This is a genomic window from Paenibacillus etheri, from assembly GCF_001012825.1.
GTDB lineage: Bacteria > Bacillota > Bacilli > Paenibacillales > Paenibacillaceae > Paenibacillus_AQ > Paenibacillus_AQ etheri.
Window position 1 is genome coordinate 101,188 of sequence record NZ_LCZJ02000012.1, and the last position, 22,279, is coordinate 123,466.

Annotated in this window: 21 protein-coding genes; 4 read left to right on the forward strand and 17 right to left on the reverse strand. The window is 41.8% G+C overall.

Annotated features, from left to right (window positions below):
- Window positions 1–54 precede the first annotated feature (54 nt).
- The 4 genes from phnE (UQ64_RS01035) to UQ64_RS01050 all read right to left on the reverse strand — a co-directional run bounded on the left by phnE (UQ64_RS01035) (window position 55) and on the right by UQ64_RS01050 (window position 3,537).
- Complete coding sequence (gene phnE, locus UQ64_RS01035; RefSeq protein WP_060621688.1) at window positions 55–858, reverse strand: phosphonate ABC transporter, permease protein PhnE; 804 nt, start codon at window positions 856–858, stop codon at window positions 55–57.
- Window positions 855–1,646, reverse strand: a complete 792-nt coding sequence (phnE, locus tag UQ64_RS01040) for a phosphonate ABC transporter, permease protein PhnE (RefSeq protein WP_060621690.1) — start codon at window positions 1,644–1,646, stop codon at window positions 855–857. The genes phnE (UQ64_RS01035) and phnE (UQ64_RS01040) overlap by 4 nt, the downstream gene beginning before the upstream one ends.
- Window position 1,647: 1 nt before the next feature.
- On the reverse strand, window positions 1,648–2,430 hold the full coding sequence (phnC, locus tag UQ64_RS01045; RefSeq protein WP_060621691.1) for a phosphonate ABC transporter ATP-binding protein: 783 nt from the start codon (window positions 2,428–2,430) through the stop codon (window positions 1,648–1,650).
- Between the two features lie 129 nt (window positions 2,431–2,559).
- A complete protein-coding gene (locus UQ64_RS01050; protein WP_060621693.1) occupies window positions 2,560–3,537 on the reverse strand; it encodes a phosphate/phosphite/phosphonate ABC transporter substrate-binding protein in 978 nt (325 codons plus the stop codon).
- A 173-nt stretch (window positions 3,538–3,710) separates the two neighbouring features.
- Here UQ64_RS01050 and UQ64_RS01055 point away from each other — a divergent pair, with 173 nt between their 5' ends.
- On the forward strand, window positions 3,711–5,291 hold the full coding sequence (locus tag UQ64_RS01055; RefSeq protein WP_060621695.1) for a bifunctional metallophosphatase/5'-nucleotidase: 1,581 nt from the start codon (window positions 3,711–3,713) through the stop codon (window positions 5,289–5,291).
- Here the strand turns inward: UQ64_RS01055 and UQ64_RS01060 are convergent.
- The 3 genes from UQ64_RS01060 to UQ64_RS01070 all read right to left on the reverse strand — a co-directional run bounded on the left by UQ64_RS01060 (window position 5,288) and on the right by UQ64_RS01070 (window position 9,104).
- Window positions 5,288–7,057 (reverse strand): M3 family oligoendopeptidase, encoded by a 1,770-nt coding sequence (locus UQ64_RS01060; protein ID WP_060621697.1) that lies wholly within the window; start codon window positions 7,055–7,057, stop codon window positions 5,288–5,290. The two genes, UQ64_RS01055 and UQ64_RS01060, sit on opposite strands and share 4 nt — an antisense overlap.
- A 371-nt stretch (window positions 7,058–7,428) precedes the next feature.
- The gene (locus UQ64_RS01065) at window positions 7,429–8,640 is read right to left on the reverse strand and encodes an MFS transporter (RefSeq protein WP_060621700.1); all 1,212 of its coding nucleotides are present in this window, start codon (window positions 8,638–8,640) and stop codon (window positions 7,429–7,431) included.
- Between the two features lie 11 nt (window positions 8,641–8,651).
- Window positions 8,652–9,104, reverse strand: a complete 453-nt coding sequence (locus UQ64_RS01070; RefSeq protein ID WP_060621702.1) for a MarR family winged helix-turn-helix transcriptional regulator — start codon at window positions 9,102–9,104, stop codon at window positions 8,652–8,654.
- 280 nt (window positions 9,105–9,384) lie between these two features.
- Here UQ64_RS01070 and UQ64_RS01075 point away from each other — a divergent pair, with 280 nt between their 5' ends.
- Window positions 9,385–9,924, forward strand: a complete 540-nt coding sequence (locus UQ64_RS01075) for an NADPH-dependent FMN reductase (RefSeq protein WP_042124617.1) — start codon at window positions 9,385–9,387, stop codon at window positions 9,922–9,924.
- 270 nt (window positions 9,925–10,194) lie between these two features.
- On the opposite strand, the gene UQ64_RS31505 is transcribed toward UQ64_RS01075, so the two are convergent.
- A complete protein-coding gene (locus UQ64_RS31505; protein ID WP_209445674.1) occupies window positions 10,195–10,371 on the reverse strand; it encodes a hypothetical protein in 177 nt (58 codons plus the stop codon).
- 167 nt (window positions 10,372–10,538) lie between these two features.
- On the opposite strand from UQ64_RS31505, the gene UQ64_RS29790 reads away from it, so the two are divergent.
- A protein-coding gene (locus tag UQ64_RS29790; protein ID WP_156417411.1) for an IS3 family transposase occupies window positions 10,539–11,890 on the forward strand; the annotation gives its coding sequence in 2 pieces (ribosomal slippage) (window positions 10,539–10,926 and window positions 10,926–11,890; 1,353 coding nt in all).
- Window positions 11,891–11,930: 40 nt separating this feature from the next.
- Here UQ64_RS29790 and UQ64_RS01090 read toward each other — a convergent pair.
- The 4 genes from UQ64_RS01090 to UQ64_RS01105 form a co-directional block, all read right to left on the reverse strand.
- A complete protein-coding gene (locus tag UQ64_RS01090) occupies window positions 11,931–12,236 on the reverse strand; it encodes a hypothetical protein (RefSeq protein WP_060621707.1) in 306 nt (101 codons plus the stop codon).
- 227 nt (window positions 12,237–12,463) lie between these two features.
- Window positions 12,464–13,069 (reverse strand): flavin reductase family protein, encoded by a 606-nt coding sequence (locus tag UQ64_RS01095; protein ID WP_060621709.1) that lies wholly within the window; start codon window positions 13,067–13,069, stop codon window positions 12,464–12,466.
- Window positions 13,070–13,086: 17 nt separating this feature from the next.
- Window positions 13,087–14,064 (reverse strand): ring-cleaving dioxygenase, encoded by a 978-nt coding sequence (locus UQ64_RS01100; RefSeq protein WP_060621711.1) that lies wholly within the window; start codon window positions 14,062–14,064, stop codon window positions 13,087–13,089.
- A gap of 320 nt (window positions 14,065–14,384) precedes the next feature.
- Complete coding sequence (locus tag UQ64_RS01105; RefSeq protein WP_060621713.1) at window positions 14,385–15,620, reverse strand: M20 family metallo-hydrolase; 1,236 nt, start codon at window positions 15,618–15,620, stop codon at window positions 14,385–14,387.
- 121 nt (window positions 15,621–15,741) lie between these two features.
- Between UQ64_RS01105 and UQ64_RS01110 the strand changes: the two genes are divergently transcribed.
- Window positions 15,742–16,614 carry an alpha/beta hydrolase gene (locus UQ64_RS01110; protein ID WP_060621824.1) on the forward strand — a complete coding sequence of 291 codons (873 nt, stop codon included), beginning with the start codon at window positions 15,742–15,744 and terminating at the stop codon, window positions 16,612–16,614.
- A 65-nt stretch (window positions 16,615–16,679) separates the two neighbouring features.
- On the opposite strand, the gene UQ64_RS01115 is transcribed toward UQ64_RS01110, so the two are convergent.
- The 5 genes from UQ64_RS01115 to UQ64_RS01135 all read right to left on the reverse strand — a co-directional run bounded on the left by UQ64_RS01115 (window position 16,680) and on the right by UQ64_RS01135 (window position 22,279).
- Entirely contained in the window at window positions 16,680–17,132 is a 453-nt protein-coding gene (locus UQ64_RS01115; RefSeq protein ID WP_042124600.1) for a nucleoside deaminase, read from the reverse strand.
- 14 nt (window positions 17,133–17,146) lie between these two features.
- Window positions 17,147–18,601: a cytosine permease gene (locus UQ64_RS01120; protein ID WP_060621715.1), complete on the reverse strand. Its 1,455-nt coding sequence runs from the start codon at window positions 18,599–18,601 to the stop codon at window positions 17,147–17,149.
- A 23-nt stretch (window positions 18,602–18,624) separates the two neighbouring features.
- Complete coding sequence (arcC, locus tag UQ64_RS01125; RefSeq protein WP_060621716.1) at window positions 18,625–19,575, reverse strand: carbamate kinase; 951 nt, start codon at window positions 19,573–19,575, stop codon at window positions 18,625–18,627.
- A 31-nt stretch (window positions 19,576–19,606) separates the two neighbouring features.
- The gene (locus tag UQ64_RS01130; protein WP_060621717.1) at window positions 19,607–20,767 is read right to left on the reverse strand and encodes an ankyrin repeat domain-containing protein; all 1,161 of its coding nucleotides are present in this window, start codon (window positions 20,765–20,767) and stop codon (window positions 19,607–19,609) included.
- An 84-nt stretch (window positions 20,768–20,851) separates the two neighbouring features.
- Complete coding sequence (locus UQ64_RS01135) at window positions 20,852–22,279, reverse strand: YlbE family protein (protein WP_060621718.1); 1,428 nt, start codon at window positions 22,277–22,279, stop codon at window positions 20,852–20,854.

Below are 22,279 nucleotides of genomic sequence, written 5' to 3' on the forward strand. Positions count from 1 at the left end.
GGCTCGATTCATACCTAAGGAGGTCTTTGTCTAACATGTAATTATGCGGTTCAGTTACACTAGCTTCTTCCGAATCATGCCGGAAATCAGGTCAATAATCGTAATCATTGCAATGATGCCTAGTAGTATAATCCCGACACGGTCCCAATTCCGTGTACTAAGTGCAAAGATTAACGGTGTGCCAATTCCACCTGCCCCAATTACACCCAGAATCGTAGCTGAGCGAACGTTAATTTCGAACCTGTATAAGGTGTAGGACAGAAATCCTGGCAATACCTGCGGCAAGACAGCAAACCATAAAACCTGTATGCGGCTCGCGCCAGAAGAGATTAAGGCTTCTAGTGGACCGTTATCAATATTCTCAATCTCATCCGCGAACAATTTGCCGAGCATGCCGACAGAATGCAGTCCTAGAGCCAGTACGCCCGCAAATGAACCCGGCCCTACAGCCTTGATGAACAACAAAGCCATAATGATCTCAGGAAATGTCCTTATAAAGCTTAACATTAGCTTGCCGGAGCCCGAAATCGCCTTTCGCTTGCTCATGTTGACCGCAGCCCAAAAAGCAAAAGGGATACATATGAAGGTCGAGATAAAAGTCCCTAAAATTGAAATAGCTAACGTCTCAAGCAATCCTCGAAGCAGATCCTCCCCATCTGGTAAATAAACGAAGGCCCAGTCAGGTGAGAATATCCCGGCAAAGATTGCCTTAGTAATGATCCCTGCGGTTTCCTTGAATCCATTAAACGGCACTCCCGAAAAAGCCCAAATGTACACTGCCGGTAATGCTATATAAATCAGCCAACGGAAACGATTTTTACGAGGTTTGGGGATTAGGGTATTCCATGATTTACTCATATTAATTTCTCCCGCAGCTTAGTGCTTACATAATCAATAATCAATACTACTGCTAATGTGAACAAGATGATGGTGCAAGTCTTGTCGTATTCTAAAAAGCCTAATGTCACTTCATAGTAATGGCCGATTCCACCCGCTCCTACCAAACCCAAAACTGCTGCAGCGCGGACATTGATCTCAAAAGCATACAGCACATAAGACATGAAATGAGCCTGTACCTGCGGAATGACTCCGAACATAATTCGTTGCGTCTTATTCGCTCCGACTGAAGTCATTGCTTCCAAAGGTCCCTGTTCAATCGTCTCCAACGATTCATAGGTAAGCTTGGCGATCAGCCCCAGCGAAAATACCGTCAAAGCAAATATTCCCGGAAGCGCACCAAGTCCAAAAATGGCGACAAAGATAGAAGCCAGCAGCAGATCAGGAATTGTGCGGATCAAATTCAGCACCATACGCACTGGATAATGAAGCCATCGGCTTTGCGTAATATTACTTGCACACAGCAGTGCAACGGGAACCGCGAGAATGGCACCAAACGTTGTACCGACCAATGCCATCCGGATCGTCTCCAGCATCGCATCTATAATATTGTCAAAATACCCCCAGTTTGGAGGGAACATTTCCTTAAGCAGATCCAGCATATTCGGCAGGCCGGAGATCAGCTCACCGATGGATGAATCGGTCAAAACCGCACTTCTCCACAGTAATACTACTAATATAATGGCTGTAAAATAATGCTTTATCTTCCTTGGCGGTTTGGGATGTAGCTTCTCTGCATTCGCACTCATATCACATGCCTCCGCTTACAGGCTCACCTAACAACTCATCCTGATGAATCGGTCTTCCGTATATCTCAGCAAACTTCTCATCCGTTGCCTCCGATACAGGACCATCGAAGACCACTTCTCCTGCCCGAAGCCCAATAATCCGGGTAGCATATTCTCTAGCGAGATCGATAAAATGCAAGTTCACGATAGTGGTAATTCCAAGCTCCACATTAATCTTTTTCAAATCATCCATAACCTGTTTGGTCGTGAGCGGATCCAGTGAAGCGACAGGTTCATCTGCAAGAATAATTTGCGCCTCCTGCGCAAGAACACGAGCAATAGCCACGCGCTGCTGCTGACCTCCAGATAGCTGATCTGCACGTGTATAGGCCTTCTCGGCAATATTGACCCGATCGAGTGACTCGAAGGCTAAATCAATATCCTTTTGTGGGAATCTGCCAATTATCGTGCGTATTGTGGAATGATAGCCGACCCGGCCTGCCAGTACATTACGAAGCACAGTCGTACGTTTCACTAAGTTGAAACTTTGGAAGATCATTCCGATATTTCTACGGATCATTCGTAGCTGGCTTCCCTTAGCCTTCGTGATGGACTGCCCATTTATAAGAATATCGCCTTCTGAAATATCATGTAGCCGGTTAATGGAACGTAGCAGGGTTGACTTCCCCGCTCCAGAAAGACCAACAATAGCTACAAATTCTCCTGCTGGAATAGTCAGGTTAATGTTGTTTAAGCCTTTCGTTCCGTTTAGATAAGTCTTGGACACATTACGAAGCTCTATCATGAAATCATTCCTTTATGTGTTTTCGTATATTCGTATAAAAGAGATAGCCAGGTCCGGGGGGGAATCCGGAGCTGGCTATCCTTAATGCCTGTTATACACCAACATCGTTGTATCCTTGAATGGCCTGAACTACTCGGTTTTTACTTTATCGTTGTATTCACGAACAATGTCAAAGTTGCTATCTTGTGACTTCACATAACCTTCATGAGAGTAAATATCTTTGATAATTTCATGGCCTTCTTTGTCAGCAGCGATATCAATGAATGCCTGCTGAATTTTCTCCATCCATTCCTTATTCATATCTGAACGGACCGAAATCGTATCATTAGGGATTTTATCCGTAAAGGCAAGAACACGGGTATCTTCAAATACTTTCGGATAATCTTTAATAACAATATTCCGGGCATCTTGGAAAATAGCTGCTGCGTCTACGTCACCGTTCAGTACAGCGAGTACGCCTTGGTCATGTCCCTTAACCGTGATGGCTTGTACATCTTTCAACGGATCAAGTCCCGCATCCATTAGTGTTGCAGCCGGCCATACAAAACCTGCTGAGGAAGTAACGTTTTGATAAGCGATTTTTTTGCCTTTCAAATCGGCAACGGATTGGATCGCAGAATCCTTCTTAACGATAATCATAGATTTATAGAAATCAGCCAATTCATCTGTCGGAGCACCCGTTTCATCATTTACGCCAAAACGTTGAGCTTGAAGAATAACTTCAGCAGCTCCTTTTTCCTTGGCCAATACGTAAGCTGTTGGAGGAAGGAAACCCACATCTACTTTTTTGGAAGCCATAGCTTCGATAACAGTGTTGTAATCAGTAGAGACACTTACTTCTACAGGAATACCGAGTTTATCACCCAGTAATTTTTCAAGAGGTTTCGCCTTAGCTTCGAGCGTATCCGCATTTTGGGAAGGGACAAATTGTACTGTGAGCTTCTCTGGAACATAACCCTCTGCTACAGGAGCTGCCGTTTCCTTCGGTGCATTTGCTCCATCCGTCGATCCTTGGTTTGCAGTATTGGTAGTATTGTTAGCACCACAACCACTAAGCAAAGTAATAGACATCATTAGCGGCAATACGAACCTACTTATTTTTCTCAAACGGAAGACCTCCACTGTTCTCTTTTTTTTTAGTACTTCTAGACTATAAATATTTTGTATTAAATCTAAGGCATCTAACTATTAAATATATGTAAAATTTATTTCAATCTCTTAAAATTTCCAAATTATCTGATAGAATGAGGTCTGAACTTATTATCCGTAGGAGGCTACCCATGAATAAAGACAGCATCTTAACCTGTGAAATCCTCATAACAAGTGATCTACATGGGCATTTAGGGCCCATTGATTACCGTACGGGTGAGAAACGACAAAAAGGCTTAGCAACAATTGCTAGCCTTATTAAACAGGAAAGATCACACTGTCCGGAGCTGATTCTTCTGGATAACGGTGATCTAATTCAAGGTACACCGCTAGCTTATTATGCAGCCACACAGTACAGTGATGAACTAAATCCAGGCATAGCCCTACTAAACGAATTGAAATATGACGCTGCAATTATCGGCAACCATGAATTTAATTTTGGTAAGCCACTGCTTAATAAAACCATTCAGGATTCCCAATTCCCTTGGTTATCTGCTGGAATTATAGATCGTGCGACATGTAAACCGGCGTTTGGCAAACCCTATATCATCAAATGGGTAGACCAAAAAATCAAAGTAGCCATCCTAGGAGTTACCACACATTACATTCCCCACTGGGAAAATCCTGTCCATATAGAAGGACTTCAATTTAAGGATTCGTTAGAGACTGTAAAGCTTTGGTGTGCAACTATACGAGAAGAAGAACAACCCGATTTACTTGTTGTAGCTTATCATGGCGGGTTCGAGCGCGACCTCCTTAGTGGTGAACCTGTAGAGAGACTAACTGGAGAGAATCAAGCCTACGCAATGTGCACAGAGGTTGAAGGCTTAGATGTGTTAATTACCGGACATCAGCATCGCTTCATAGCTAGTGAGCTAAATGGTGTGACGATCATACAGCCTGGTTGTAATGGACATTCCCTCGGTAAGGTTTCAGTAGTCTTTCAAAAAGAAAACGAGCATTGGAAGATTAAGAGTAAACAAGCCGAGCTCCTTGCTGTGGACGACAAGACAGCTGTAGATGATACAATTCTAAAGCTTAGCAGCACGCTTGAATCAGAAACAGAAACCTGGTTGGATGAGAGAATAGGTACAGTTATCGGTGACCTATCTATTTCTAGTGCAGATGAATGCCGGATGGCTGACCATCCCTTTATAGAATTCATGAATAAGGTACAAATGGAGGCTACAGGTGTAGAGATCTCGACAGCAGCTTTACTCAGTAACGATTGCAAGGGTTTCAGTAATACCATTACGCGGAGAGACATTCTTTCTAACTTCATTTATCCTAACACGCTAACTGTTCTAAGACTGACCGGACAAGATATAAAAGAGGCACTGGAACAAACCGCAAACTATTTTCAAAAGAATATAGAGGGAAATGTAATTGTTAACCCTGCTTATGTAGAACCTAAGTCCCAACATTACAATTATGATATGTGGGAAGGCATCCAATACGAGCTTCATATCAATAAACCTGTAGGCAAAAGAGTCCTCCATCTGCTGCATCGTGGACAGCCTGTAGAGGACTCAAAGGAATATGATGTTGTTATGAACAACTATAGAGCTAGCGGTGGCGGAGATTATGAGATGTATAAAGGCAAGCCGATTGTCAAAGAAATACTGATCGACATGTCTGAAATTGTCACGAATTACATTGAAAAACGCGGCCAAATTGAAGCTACCTGTGATCACAACTGGAGAGTAGTTTAGGTTGTGCTGATGAAAGCCTCAATATCGGTTTCAATCAGCTTCAAAGCATCTCTCCAAAAATCAATGGAGTGTACATCAATATCCATAAGCTTCGCTACATCTGCAAGATTATGCTTGCTGGTAGCACTAAGGAACTGACGATACCGGGCGACGAACTCCTCGCCCTTTTTTAAATATTCTGCGTAGAGTCCTTTAGCGAATAACAGTCCGAAGGAATACGGGAAGTTCATAAATTCATAACCAGCCATAAAATATCCGGCCTTGTTCATCCACATGTAAGGATGGATCGTGTCAGTATCAATGCTCTCACCGTAAGCTTCCGCCATACAAGCAATCATCAATTCGTTCAGCTCTTGAACAGGAAGCGGACCTGAGGCTCTTCTCTCATATAATTTAAGCTCAAATAAATAACGAGCATAGAAGTCTACAAGATAATACCCAGCATCGGAAATACTTCTCTCCAATAGAAGCTGGGCTTCCTTCTTGGTCGAACTAGTGAGTAGTGCCTGATTTACGATCGTCTCGCAAAAGATCGAAGCCGTTTCGGCAATCGGTATCGGATAATCTGTGTTCAGCATCGTTTCATTTCCCAGACAGGAGCTATGATATGCATGGCCGAGCTCATGGGCAAGGATGCTAATATCTATAGCATTTCCAGTGAACTGTGTCATGATTCTGCTCTCGCCTATCGGAAAAATATCAATGCAGAGCCCATATCCCCCCTTACCCGCTCTAGGTTCTGCATCAATCCATTGCTGATCAAAAGCCTTTTGAGCTAAATTGGCCAATTCCTTGCTAAAGGTTCCGAAGCTAGAGACAATTGTTTTTTGAGCATCTTCGTAAGAGATTTTTACACTTTCTTCGCCAATCGGTGCAAAAATATCGTAAAAAGGCAGCTTTGTGGGATGTCCCAGCAGTTTGGCTTTCTTTTGATAATAGGTATGAAAAGCTGGCAAGCTCTCCTGAAGAGCGGCGAGCATTGCCGATAAAGTTTCACTGTCCATTCTCGATGCCACTAACACCTTTTCCAGAGAAGATTGATATCCACGCATGCCATAAATCGTTAGCGCTTCACCACTAATTCCATTCATGCAAGCTGCACAAACCCCAGCAATCCGACTGCAAGCTTCAGCCTCGGCTTCATAAGCCGCTTTTCTTAATGTAGCGTTGTTCTCATAGGCCATGCTCCTTAGTTCCGCAAGCGTTACTTTCTTAGTTTCCCCTTGTACTACCACATCTGCTAGTGTACTTGAGACGCTCTCCATATAGAGCCTTCCCCACGCTTTGGACCCCGTGCTCTGCATTCTGGCAATCGCAACTTCCACTTCCTCATTTAACACATAACGGGATTGCAGAAGAAGCTCCCTCAAATAAAATTGATGTTTCAGAAGATAAGTTGAGCTAACGATAAGCTCATCTATGTGATCACAAGTACTAATCCAACGTTTAAAACCCGCAACTACCCCAGCAATCTCTGAGCTCACATGTTCAATATCATCAGCAAGATTCATGGCTACCTCAGAACTGCTGTCTGCACTAAGCGTTAACTCTGCATAGGCTAATAAACATACATATACGCTTTTATAATCATTGTAGAGTCTTAGAAAGTCCTCGATCGCTGCGACGGAAACACCCTCACGCTTTAGATTGCCCTCAGCCCAGGCTTTTAAATCTATAATAAGTTGACTCAGTAGCTTGCGATCCCCTCTTAACTTCTCCGATTCAAACGAAGGGTATAAACGATCCAAATTCCATGTCATATTCATTCGTAAACCTCCTCCCCATCGATTACTTTCTTCTAAGCATAATCCATAACGACAGAAAAGTGCATCGACATAATGTACTTCCTCTCTTCACACAAAAAAAAGGACCCCGCCAACGTTTGGCAGGGTCAAGGTCTATATTATAAGGGGGTTATGTGATTACTATAACCCTCTTAGCTTAAAAGAATATGAATAGTAGATAAAGATTGGCTTAATCTACAGATCTCTATCCTCTTCATCAACAAAAAAAAGACCCTGCCAACGTCCGGCAGGGTCAAGGTCTATATTTAAGGGGGTTATGTGATTACTATAACCCCCTTAGCTTAAAACGATATGAATAGTACCTAAAGATTAGCTTAATCTCAAATCATCCCTTATTGACTTAAAGCTGAAGGGTTATTTCTAGCTTTAGTAATCTGAATCCCAATGTATATCATAAGGAATAACACCATGAATCCAGCAGAATAACGATACATCATCCCATAATCGGATGCCGCCGAGATGGCCCCAAGAATAATGGCCCCACTGGCTACCCCTAAATCTGTTGAGTTATAGAACATACTGTTTGCCATGCCATACTGTGCAGGTGTAGATGTCCGAAGCATCCAAGCCTGTATAGTTGGCTGAATAGCTCCAAAGCCGAGTCCATAAAGCAATGCGGATACAATGAGCATTGGCATGGATGTTGTATACGAGAGCACCGTTAAGCTCGCGACGACACAAACCGCTGCGGGAATCAGAACAGCAGCCGGACCTCTTTTATCAAATAATCTGCCGGAGATAGGTCTAATAATAATGATCGTAATCGCGTTAAATAAGAAGAACAAACCCACTTGCTCTAAATGTACCGATTCGCCGAACAAAGCAATAAAGCTAAGCAATCCCCCGTAAGTGATCGCGAGCAGAACATTCAGAATTGCAGGCAATACTAACTTTGTATTAAAAGGAGCCTTGAGAGGTTTGGGTGATTCAATGGATTGCTCAATAGGTTGTTTTTTGCGGTGTGCTGGAAGCGAACGCGAGAAGAACAGGACTGGAAAAGCAAGAAGCAAGGTGAATGTTCCGATCATCGCCAGTGTTCCAAACCCCGATTGCTTCATTACGTTCAATCCAATCATGGGACCAATGGACATTGCAAGACTGGTTGATAAGCCGAAATAGCCGATCCCTTCGCCCATTCTTTTGCTAGGAATAATCTGTGATACAATCGTGGGAATAATCGTACTGGCGATCCCGAACCCAATCCCATAACCTACACGCATCAGCAGTAGTGACCCGATTGAGTCTGCTACTACATATAGACCGGTGATGGCGGCCGCGATGGCTAAGCCAATATATAATAATACATTGCGGCTAACCCTCCGCATCAGATAAGCAGTCATAAAACGTGAAGCAATTGCAGTTAATGCAAACACACTTGTAACCAGGCTGACCATTATATCTCCGGCTTGAAATTCACTTTTTACATAAGACGGAAATGAGGATAGCAGCATCTGTAAATTCATAAATAAAAATAAAGCACTAATCGTTAAAGCAATAAAAGACTTGGTCCAAAGTTTCGTACGTAGCTCTTGTTGTTCTGGCATAACTTACGTTCCTACTCTCCATCATTTATTTGATCAATATGATTGTTTATTCTTAACAGCAACCCCATGAGCAGCTCATATTCATCACTGGAAATACAGTTCATAATCTCATCTGTGACCTGATCCTCAATAGGAAAGGTCTCCTTAATCAGAGCTCTTCCTTTTTCCGTAATATAAACCTTAAAAGAACGCCGATCATTCTCCCCTGTTCTTTTATAGATCAGTCCTTTTCCCTCCAAGTGATCCAGAATTCGCGTCGTAGTTGGTTTATCCTTACCCGAACGCTTCGCGATATCCTTCTGAATTAGCCCTTCCGTTCTATCGACTTGAAAAAGCACTGACCATTGCTCAGGTGTTATATCATATTCTTTTAGCCCATTTTGGAATAACGCACTTAATTTACGATAGGTCGTTCCCATCATAAATCCTAACGTAAGTTCGGATTGGTTATGCTTTGTCGTCATGATCAGACCTCTTCTCATTTCATCTTATTTTTAATAGTTGTTTAAACAATTATATTCTGGACAACTAAATTTGTAAAGGTGAGACAAAATTATAAACTAACTATTATTAAGTTGCTTGACAAAGTTAACTGAACACGGTATTATTATCTCATGTTAAAGATACTTAACTTAAAGACAACTAGAGCGTAACACGCTTAATATTATTTATTTGAAGGTTGTGTTATTCATGGGATTTCTAGACAAACTATTTGGTAGAACAAAAATCGAGGAGGAACAAACAATGTCTAAATTAAACATCGGAATCATTCTGGGAAGTACTCGTCAAGGTCGTTTAAGCCCACAAGTAGGAGAATGGGTTAAAAAGGTTGCAGATGCACGTGGAGATGCTAATTATGAGATCGTAGATATCGCGGACTTCAAACTTCCACTTATGGGAGAGGTAGACGCTACTGAGCAAGCAACTGCTTGGAATACCAAGCTTGCTACGTTAGACGGATTCGTATTTATCGTTCAAGAATACAACCATAGTATTTCCGCTTCACTGAAAAATGCACTCGATTACGCGCGTGAAGCTTGGAACAACAAAGCAGCGGGTATTGTAAGTTATGGTTCCGTAGGCGGCGCTCGTGCAGCTGAGCATTTACGTGGAATCTTGGGAGAACTGTCTGTAGCAGACGTTCGTGTACATCCAGCGCTGTCCCTGTTCACTGATTTCGAGAACGGTTCTGTGTTCAAACCAGCGGATCTTCACCTTACCAATGTAAATGGCATGCTTGATCAAGTATTGGCTTGGAGCGGTGCGCTCAAGACGCTTCGTTAAGATCACCCGCTTTAATATTATGAAATACACCTCTTAGAGTAGACATTGGATAAACCTATGGTTTGTCCGGTCGATTCTAGGGGGTGTATTTTGGTGTGTGATGAAATGACCACCCTCCAATAGATGTGATCCGGTACCCGTTATTATCGTTGTCATTCTAGGGATTGCGGATAAAGTGTAGCAGTGTGATACTATATTTTCTTATAATTGGGCTATGTTAAATTCTAATGTTGAGCATCTCCATCCGTTCAGCACAAAACTAACTATTTCTTATTTAATTTCATTTACTACTTGTTGAGCAATGCTTAGGATTGAATCCTCATCCAAACTGTTGAACTTTAAAGTGATTGAACCTTTTGAAACATTGAATGCTAAAAACGTATAATCACTATTTTTTATTTTTTGCACCTGATTGCCGCTAATATCAATAATATCAGCATTGTTCAAATCAACTTGAGTATTGCTATAGGTTATTTCAATAAGTGTTTCACCTTGATAAGGTCCGTAGATGATTTCTGAACTGTGACCCGTAAGATGGAAACTTTGAAAAAAGTGACCTCTTACGGGTCATTTTGTGTTTTAATCGAAATATCGAAATAACGGAGGAAGCCTTCATGAATAACAAAACAAGAGGAAGCTCAAGGATATTCAACGAAAATGAGATCAAACAACTAGAGAACAATCCAAATGTAGAGAACGTGACGGAAAAGAGTATTACCTATTCACCAACGTTTAAGTTGGCTGCGGTTAAGGCCTATAAGGAAGGCCAAGCCCCAATGGAGATCTTCCTTAGCGCGGGATTTAACGTAGATATTATCGGTCGCAAGAAGCCTAAGCATTGCCTAACCCGTTGGCGTAATACGTACAATGCTATGGGAGAGGTTGGACTATTAGAGGAACAACGAGGAAAAGGATCCCCGGGCAGACGACCGGCAGGGGAACTTTCTACCGAGGAAAAGTTAAAACGTGCAGAAGTACGAATCAAACTTCTGGAGATGGAGAACGACTTCTTAAAAAAGCTGGAGGCGCTCGAAAAGCAGAAGATGCAGAGGAAACATTGACCCCTTCCGAGCGCTACGAAATTATTAACCAAACGATACGTAAGCACGGTCTACAGCGAATGACGCGTTATTTGTGTAAGCTAGCTAGTGTGAGCTTAAGCGGATATTACCGTTGGCAAGCCGCTGAGGAAGCCAGACAGTTGCGAGAGGAGGCAGACGAACATGACGCTTTCCTTATCAAGAAACACTATGACGCTTTGAATGGTAAAGCTGGAGCATTGGTCGTGAAGATGTGGCTGGAACGGGAGAATGGTATCATCATGAATCATAAAAAGATTCGAAGATTAATGCGAAAATATAAGCTCGTTGCTACGATTCGGCAAGCAAATCCCTATCGTAAGATGGCAAAAGCCACACAAGAGCACCAAACGTGTCCCAACCTACTCAAGCGCCAGTTTGACCAAGGAGAGCCTGAGAAAGTGCTGCTGACGGATATTACCTATATGCATTATGGTAATGGACAATGTGCTTATTTATCCGTGGTGAAAGACGGGGCTACGAGACAAATTCTAGCTCACTACCTCTCTTCTTCATTGGCCATGCCAATTGTAGAACGAACACTGGAGAAACTACTTGATCGACTGGATGGCAATATTCATCCAGAAGCCCTTTTACATTCGGATCAAGGAATGCACTATACTCACCCTAGATTCCGCCTTCTCGTACGCAAAGCTGGGTTTACACAGTCCATGTCACGGAAAGGGAACTGCTGGGATAACGCCGCCATGGAGAGCTTTTTTGGCCATATGAAGGATGATTTGGAGTACAAGACATGTATGACTCTCTTGGAATTACGAACAAAGGTTGATGACTATATCGCCTACTATAACTCCGAGCGATATCAATGGGCATTAAAAAAGATGACTCCCGATGAATTCAGGAGTCACCTATTAATTGCTTCTTAAAGGTCTTCTTTTTTCAACTTTCCACAAATACGGTCACAGTTCATTCTCTTTCATTGGACGCTTTTTGTTCCTTTGTTAACTTCTCCAGTTTCCCTTTATTTTTCGTAAATGTGACTAAAACTTCTTGATTATCTCCAATAAAGTTTCCTTGTTTGTCCTTTGGAGGGGATTTATGTTGTACATAACTAACTTCATATCCATCCAGTGTAGGGATACTAAATGAAGATGCTAATGCACTAACCTGCACCTGCGCTTTAGCTAATTCATCGTTGGAACCATCCTTTTGACATCCTGATATTAAAAATATAATTGCAGCAATAAAAAATATAAATCCAAATTTGTTCATGAAATCACCTCTAATTATTTGAATTAATACTAATGAAAAGTCTTAGTAGTTCGTGGATATACTTCAGTTACATTCCTCTCAATCCTTTTGATATCCCTAAATATGGAAATACTATATATACGTTGTAAAACTAAATTTGTTGCTCTCCCCCTGGGTGCCTATAAATTAAAAAACAGACCTGCTTCGTACGTGTCATCACATACTGAACAGGTCTACTCTGTGTTGGTTTATTCCGGTCTCTCAATTTCAAAAATCTCACCAATCGTAGCGTAATTAGCTCCCGCTAATCGACTTACTGCATTTAAGGCTCTAGGATCAATCCGCCCCTCCTGATAGATCGATTCATCGATATGAAACTGAACAATTTCTCCGATAAACAAATCACTCCCAGGTTCTTCCGCACCTAGAGGTATCGCTTGTACAAGCTTACACTCCATTCGAACCTTTGCTTCCAGTACACCAGGTACAGCTACATTTTTACTTGGGACCGGTGTAAGATTCGCAAGTTCAATTTCACTTTCTGCTCTTGGCAATGAAGCAGCGGTTTGATTGATTTTCCCAACATTCTCATCATCTACAATATGCACAACAAACTGATGATTGTTATAAATATTACGGGCTGTATCTTTTAATCGCCCCGCTGGTCTTTGAATAGACAGTGAAACCATTGGAGGATTAGACGAGACGATATTAAAATAGCTAAACGGCGCACCATTCACAATGCCATCTTCTGATTGTGTGGTGACAAAAGCAATGGGCCTAGGAATAACAGTACCAATTAATAACTTATAATTTTCCCGCTCACTATTATGCTTTGGATCAATCGAAATCAATCTCCCCAGCTCCTTCTTCACTCTTTCACGAAATCGATCGTGCTTCTAACGGTATCAATAGGGCGTACTAACTTCTCAATTTGCTCACGTTTAGGTTCCAGAAATGGCGGTAGTGAAAGCTTTTCTCCAACCGTTTCGTATTCCTCATCTCCCATAAATCCAGGGCCATCTGTTGCAAGCTCGAACAAAATTTGCGGAGCAACACGTGTATACAGCGACTCGAAGAAATGACGATCCACATAACCTGAGGTACGGAATCCATTGTCTTCAAAATGCTTAGTCCACTCATCCAGCATCGCACGGTCTTCTACTCGGAAAGCCGCATGGTGAACCGTACCAAAGCCTTGACGCGAATTCGGTAAGTCCTCGTTATGCTCAACAATAATTTGCGCCCCGTTTCCGCCTTCGCCGACTTCAAACAAATGATAAGCATCTTCCTGACCGATTTCTTTAAACAGCATGACTCTTTCCAACATTTCTTTAAAAGAGCTGAAGTCAGCTATGCGTACAAAGATCGGTCCCAAACCAGTGATCGCAAACTCTAAAGGAATCGGTCCTTTTTGCCATGGTGTGCCTGGTGCGACCCCTTCATTAATTTCATCAGAGATAAGTTGATATTGTTGATCATCAAAATCTACGAAGGATAAAGTCTTTTTGCCAAATTGCTCTTTAATTCCATTATGCTTCACATTAAGGCGATCAAAACGCTTTACCCAGTAGTCTAATGCAGCATCTGTTGGTACCCGGAAGGATGTCTTGGCGATCTCATTGGTTCCGTGTACGCCTTTAGGAATGTTAGGGAAGTCAAAGAACGTCATATCCGTTCCGGCACTGCCCTTATCATCTGCAAAAAACAAGTGATACGTTTGAATATCGTCTTGGTTGACGGTTTTCTTCACTAGACGCATTCCCAATACGTAAGTGAAGAACTCGTAGTTGTTCTCTGCGCTGCTTGTGATGGCTGTTACGTGGTGAATTCCTTTTAAATTTCTCATGATTATACACTCCTAAAGTTTAGTCTGATTTTGTAATATAATTCCCTAGTTTAACAAAGATTAATTAAATTATCTTAATGTTAAGATATCTACCAAAAAAATTTTTTCCAACATTGTTCGTATGTTTCATAGAACACTGCTTCCAAATTATCTTTACGTTAATTATCTTTAACTTAAGATAAAGTTAACACACTCCTTTGTTGTTGTCAACCAAACACTATAAAAGAGAACAGCCTTGTTCAATATGTGAAGAAACACAAGGCTGTTCGGTTTCAAATTACCTCTGCCATTAATAAATTCAGTGAAAGATGAACCTACGTTTATCTTGCGAATGCATAACGAAGAACAGCTTCTTCTAGGATATCGATCCCCATAATGATGTCATCTAAATCGGTATATTCATTAGGATGATGACTAAGTCCATCTACAGAAGGAACAAAGATAAGCCCTACTGGGCAAAGCTTGTTCATATTCATAGCATCATGCCCTGCCCCACTAATCATCCGTTGATTGGATATTCCCTTCTCTTCACAAATGGATTCTAGAACATGACTGATCTCATCCGATAATAGGACAGGTACCTCCGAAATAATTTCCGTACTCACAATTTCAAGTTGTCTGGTTTCTTGTACTGAATATATCGTTTGATACAAATGGTCTAACACACGTTGCCTGGATGCCACTGAAGTAGATCTGATATCAATCTTAACTTCTACCTCTCCCGGAACTACGTTCATAGCGCCATTTAAGATATCTATCACCCCTAGCGTCGCAACCGTTCCATATTCTTGTTCGAGTTTAGCTGCTTTTTCAAGCGCTAGTGCTATTTCTGAGGCACCTAGAAATGCATCTTTTCTCATATTCATAGGTGTCGTTCCAGAGTGGGATGCTTTCCCTGATATTTGAATATGCAGTCTCACGGGTGCAGCAATTCCAGTCACAATACCAATCTTCTTATTATTGTTTATTAATACGGGGCCTTGCTCAATGTGTAATTCAAAAAAAGCTTTTAATTCTTCATTCCCTCTACTCGCCTGATCAATACTGTTATAATCTAATGCGCATAGGGAAAATGCCTTTTCCATGGTAATCCCGTCTTTGTCCTTCAGAGATCTATATTTCTCCTTCTGAAATAACCCTGACATTATTTTGCTGCCAACTGTTGAAATACCAAACCGCGAAGATTCTTCACAGGCAAATGAAATGATTTCGATGGGATGATCCGTTTCAATCCTTTTTTCGTTTAGACGTTTGATCACTTCCAAGGCAGCCGTTACACCTACTACCCCATCGTATTTCCCTCCTTGGTAAACCGTATCCAAGTGAGAGCCCATTACAACAGGTGGAAGCCCTTCTATCTTCCCATTTCTTCTAGCAATCACATTTCCGCAGTGATCCATCCGGATATCTAAATTTTCAGCCTTACACATCCGCATAAAGGCACTCGTACAGGTCTGCTCTTCATTTGTATAGGCAATTCTAGTGATGCCCTTCTCACCCGAGTTATATTGATTAATATTATCAAATAAAGCCTGATATCTTCTCTTTCTATCCATGCCAGTATCTCCAATCCTGAGTATTCATGATTATGGTTTCATCAAAATTCGTGAATGATATACAATAGAGGTAGTGCAAGTCTTTAAAAATTACTTACTTGATGAGGTGTAGTGGATAGTGATGAAGAAGACCATTATTTTTAAAGAAAATGATCAATTTACAATTAAAGCTGATTTTTATGAAACAAACCGTCCCCAAGCCCCTGCGATTGTATACATTCACGGAGGCGGCCTACTGTGGGGTAATCGAGAAGATCTATCCGAGGAAATGATACAGCTTTACACCAATAATGGCTTTGCGCTATTTTCGATTGACTATAGATTAGCCCCTAGGTCAACTCTATCTGACATCCTTGAAGATGTCCAAGATAGCCTTCTTTGGTTAGTGAATGACGGACCTGAACAATTCTCCATTGATCCCTCAAGGATTGCTGTGGTGGGAAGCTCCGCAGGTGGTTTCCTTGCGCTGTGCACAGGAATGTTTACCCATAAGCCGCGTGCAATTGTCTCCTTCTATGGATATGGCGATATTAGCGCACAATGGGCACTAGAACCAAGTAAATTCTATTGTGAAAAAGATATCGTCTCTATGGAGATTGCAAAAAGTACAGTGTCCGATCAAATCATTACGAGCGCAAGTATTAACGAGCGTTTTCTTCTCTATTTATATACTAGACAATCCGGTCGTTGGATCGAAGAAGTGACGGGCTTGAATCCTTCTCTACATAAGGAAGAACTCCTCAAATTCTGTCCTATTCATCATGTAACTAAGGAATTTCCCCCTACATTGCTATTGCATGGAACGAACGATGTAGATGTGCCATATGAACAATCGGTATTCATGAGAGCCGCGCTAGTGAAAGAAGGCGTACCGGCAAAGCTTATTACTATTCCAAACGGAGAGCATGTATTTGAAAAAGATTTCGATAACCCTGTTGTGCAAAAAGCTCTTCATCAGGTGATTGATTTCCTTCAGTTTCATCTTGCTGAGTAGGTCTGTAGAAGAACAGGAAAATCCGGCACTAAAATAGTGCCGGAAAATATATGAGAACGCCTGAATTATTTCTTGTTTAATTCGTGGAAATGCGTCCATAAATGATCGCAATCTTCTCTAGCTTCCACTTTAATCATATTAACAACACTCTCATCATGACCCACAAAATATTCGCGAAGGTGAATGTCAGAGAAGCCATGCTCTTTCGCGTCATCTCTTGTGCTGCAATAATGAACTTCTTTAACACCTGACCAAATAATAGCGCCCATACACATCGGACACGGTTCACAGGTTGCGTATATTACGCAATCCGATAAGTCCATGGTGTCTAATTTTTTGCAAGCTTCTCGGATAGCTACCATTTCTGCATGTGCAGAAGGATCGGTATCTCTCATCATTGTATTGCTAACCGCTGCAATCACTTCATCGCCTCGAACAATCGTTGCACCAAACGGGCCTCCAAATTTCTTGTTCATACCCTCGATCGTTGCGTCTACCGCCAATTTCATGTAATCCATTTCAAATTCCTCCTCTAGTTTAATTGGGATGATTTTAGTGTTTTGCTAAAGATGGTGTATAGAACAAACGAAACAATTAAGCCACTAAAGAAAGCAAAATCATTCATCCTAACTAGGAAGGGGATACCCTTAAGAAATGCACCTGACATAGGAAGGATGAAGCTGACTGCTAGAACAGCCATTGCAACGGGATTGTAACCATTCTTATATTCACCATTGCTACCTGCTGGGACATAGATATTATCAAGATTTAATACTCTTTTCCGATGAATAAAGAAGCTTGAAAGCATAATACCTGCAATTGGACCAAAGATGGACCCAATAAAGCTATAGAAATAAAACAATGTCGTCGTGCTTTCTACAAGCTTCCATGGCAAAATCAAAGTTCCAACAACGGCTGTTAAGACACCCGCAGTCTTTACAGTGAATTTTTTCGGGAAAAGAGATGACATTTGCAAGCCAGCTGGCAATAAGTTGGCAAACACTACGAAGGCGATTGCTCCTACGTTTAGCGCAAGAATCAATACAACAACCGCGAAAGTGTTTTCAATTTTATCAATGGCATGAACGATATTGAAGATCGGTTCACCAAACGCAATTTCAGTACCCGCGATTAAAGCCACACAAGTGATGGCAAAAAGGATATAAGACAAGATAAACCCTACAGGCAATCCAATCATAGCCGCTCTTGGTGATTTTGCACGATGGGTGAAGTCAGACATGTTTACAACAGGACCCGCCCAGTTAGATACCAATGCACTCACGCAAGCAATAAAGACTAGTGGACTTGAAGTTGGGTTCGCGGGTACATACTCTAAAATCGGTCCAAACCCTCCAGCAATCTTGATCGCCCAAACAGCAGCACCAATAATAAACACATATACTACCGGGGATGACCAGTTACCGAACTTTCCTAATGTTTTCATTCCGCCTAAGAACAACAGAACCGTTGCGGTCCAAAGAATTGCATAAGAGATCATTGTCGGGAATGCTAACCCGAATAGTGTGAAGCCACCGCCTAAATCCATATAATTCGGAATAAATCTAGCAAATATAACATTTAATGATTCTGCACCTACAACGGTTGTGGTTCCAAAGAATACTAACCCAGCAACAAGTCCTCGTATTAATGCAGGTATAATAGCTCCTTTTACGCCAAAAGAATCTCGAAGCAGCATCGCAAATGGCAGCCCATATTTGGAGGCAGAATACCCGTTTAAAGCATAAAATGCGGAGACAATAATGGCTGAAAGCATAACGGCAAAGAGCACCTGTGTTGTATCCAGCCCTAAAACGAAGAAACCTGCTACTGTCATATACGACATAATATTATGAACAGCGCCCATCCAGAGTGTTATATAGTTGGACATTCCCCAGTCTCTTTGCTCAGGCTTTTTGGGCAGTAATTCCTCACCGTAACCGTATGATTTGTACCTATCATAATTTTGTTCCAACTTTGCTTGATCCATATCTACACTTCCCCTCGCTTAAATTACTTCACGATATGAGTGCCTGCTTGTTCATTCATCGCATCCTTCAAGCTTTCCGGATTCGTAATAATAACTCGTGTTCCGCTTTTCTCTAAGAAGCTTAAACTCGCCTCAATTTTAGGCAGCATGCTTCCTGCTGGGAAGTGATTTTCTAGCACATATTGTTTAGTCTCATCAACCGTCATTTTGGATAGCTCCTGTTGATTCGGCTTACCATAGTTGATGCATACCCTAGACACTCCCGTTGTAATAATTAAGATCTCCGCATGGATTTGTTCTGCTAAAAGACTCGTAGCAAAATCCTTATCGATGACAGCATCGACGCCTTTGTACGTGTTATCCTCAGCCTTCACGACTGCGATCCCTCCACCGCCTGCAGCGACAACGACAAAGCCCCCATCGATTAATGACTTAATCGCGTCTTTCTCTACAATATCTATGGGTCTTGGGGATGGAACTACTCTACGGTATCCTCTACCAGAGTCTTCTACAAAGCTCCATTCAGGATGTTCTTTTTTCATTTTTTCCGCTTGTTCTTGGGAAAAGAAAGATCCTACCGGCTTCGTCGGATTCTTGAAGTTGGGATCTTCTGAGCTTACTTCAACTTGCGTAATCACCGTAGCCACATTCTTATGGATCCCTCTAACCGCAAATTCATTAATTAAAGCTTGTTGAATTAAATAACCGATTCCACCTTGTGTATCGGCTCCACAATTTACTAGTGGAACAGGAGACATGCCGGCAATTTCATGTGCAATCTCAGATCTTCTTAGTCCAAACCCTACTTGTGGTCCATTACCATGTGTAACGACGACATTGTAGCCCTCTTGCACCATATCAACAATATTAACGACCACTTCTTTTACTGCTTCAGATTGGTCATGAATCGAATCCAGGCCATTTTCCTTGACCAATGAGTTCCCGCCAATAGCAACGATCACTATTTCTTTCATTTGATGCCTCCTATGTTGCAATTCTTATGCGCTAACCGAGTAACTCAAGAGATTGCTTTTTGTGTGAATGGTATAACGGATTGGATGGATCATTCTTAATCGCATTCTCGATGGCCTCAATGGCTTCATTATGCTTACCAAGCGATCTTAAACTGTTCGCTTTATGGAAAGAGAAGTCATATCTATTCGGCTGAATCGCCAGAAGCTTATTCATCTCGACAACTGCTTCTTCATGTCGGCCGAGTTCTCTTAAATAATTGGACTTGTGGTAGCGATAGAAGGTTTCATTAGGCGCCAGCTTACAGGCTTTATCATATTCCTGAAGAGCTTCCTCCGGTTTTTTCCATAGTCTTAAGCAATTCGCTGTGTAGAAATAAAATTCTAAATTAGCTGAATCAATATAGATAGCGCTTTCATAGCATTGAAGTGCCTCTTCATATCTCTTTAGTTCTTGCAAGAAATACCCTTTATAATAGATGAAATCCAGGTTGTCAGTATCCACTTCTAGCGCTCTATTGATGATGGATATAGCTTCTTCATATTGATCGTTGTTAGCCAGAGCCTTTGCTTGCATCACATATTCATTATTTTCAGGGAAGTTTTGTTCGAGAATCTTCACGACTTTATACTGACCGTTCTCTTCAGCACGTTGTAGGGATGAGAGCCCATCTCGATCAGGCAAATGCACATCTGCCCCCGCATGAACAAGCGCCTCAATAATGTCAGAATATAGTCGTCCGCCATTCCCCAATATGACTGCTTCAAGCAGGGCTGACCAGCCTAAGTTGTTGACATGATTCACTGGAACCCCAGCATCAATACACACTTCGACGGTTTTTAAATAACCCTTTTCGCTCGATGGTAACAGTGCTGTTCCACCAAACCGATTCACACTCTTCAAATCAGCTCCACCAGCAATCATGAGACGCAGGATTTCATAGAAGCCATTTGCTGCTGAGCAAATAAACGGTGAGAGTTGTGTAATATCTCTAGTGTTTACATCACTTCCTGCTTCTATTAATCTTTTAGCAATCGCAATTTGATTGTTTTGAGTTGCCGCCATTAATGCTGTTCGCCCTGCAGCATCTTTATAATCAACACTGGCACCTTCGTTTAATAGTTTTTCAACAAAAGCCAGTTCTCCCTGTTCACTCGCCTCAATAAGTTTTGTATTCAAGGATAGACTATCCAAAATTGTTCACTCCTTCACAACCTAGCATGAGATGTTCGTCTAGTTCGAAATAAGAATGGCGGGCTAAACAAGTTAGCCCTCTTCTTATTTAATATTTTCACTTAATGCAAGTAATGCTTGTTCAAATGCTTCGATTGGAGGATTAACGATACCCGCACCAATCATTCCAATCCCCGCATCTTTATGTGCAATGGCTGTATTAATAATCGGCATAATTCCTGTTTGAATGACTTTTTGAATATCAATACCTGTTGGAATCCCTATAAAGTCAAGCATTGGAATCGTCACGTTAGGATTTTCAGTGGTTGTGATTTCTGCCATTTTTGTGGTGTAGCTGATTGCATCATCAACGGTACCACCCACAAGCGAAACAATAGCCGGTGCAGTTGCCATAGCAAATCCGCCAATTCCATAGGTTTCCGTAATCGCACTGTCACCAATATCAAGACCAGAATCTTCAGGTTTGTAACCAGCGAACATAGGACCAATTACTTGTTGTGCAGGACCTGTAAACCATACGTTTCCAGCGATTCCACTCACGCGAATTCCGAATTCCACTCCGTTACGAGCCATCGTGGTAACAATTGTACTGTTCTCAATGCCATGCGCAGCATCAAGGGCACATTTACAAAGCGCCATCCATGTCGGACCTGAGAAATAGTCGCTGCTGCTAACGAATTCAAACACTTCTTTCTTCTGTTCAACAGTGAAATTGGTTTGGATAATATACGGCGTTAGCGCTTGAATGAGCAGGGTTGTTCCAGCTACATTTCGGTTATGACACTCGTCCCCCATATGAAGGGCTTGTGACAGCATTAGGCGCAAGTCAATCCCATTTGGATTAAGTTTCATCGCATCTCTTAAAATAGGACCCAATACATCACGCATCCAAATCAGACGCTGGATAACACTCTCGTCATTAGCACCCATACGAAGGATTTTGGACATTTGTTCACTTAAATTTGTATAGGCAATATTTCCATAGGTTTTATTCTCAACAATATGCATAAACATGGAAGCCGATGTTACACCAGCCATGGAACCAACACAGTTATGTTCATGACATGGCGAGAAAATAATCTCTCCTGACGCGGCTAGTACAGCTGCTTCTTCAATATTGGGGGCAAGTCCTTCAAATACAATAGCCCCTGTTACTGCGCCCTTCATCGGACCATTCATTCGTTCCCAAGTGATCGGCGGGCCAGCATGTAATATCGTATTTTTCGTCATACCAGGAACTACATTAATCGCTTGGTCAAAGCCAATCAGTACCGGTTGCGAGTTAATAATTCGCTCAACAGCCTCTTTGTTAGCAGCTTCAATCTTATCTGTAACACTTGGATCTTCAAGCTTATCCAGCGCAGCAATTAATTCCGGATTCCCTCTGCCTGGCGGCGTCCACTCCAAGTGAGTTACATTCGCGTTTTGTTTTAACAAATCATCTCTAAAGTTTTCAATGCCTACATTTATGACATTTAGTTTATTCGTAAAAAGTTCATTGATTTTACTCAT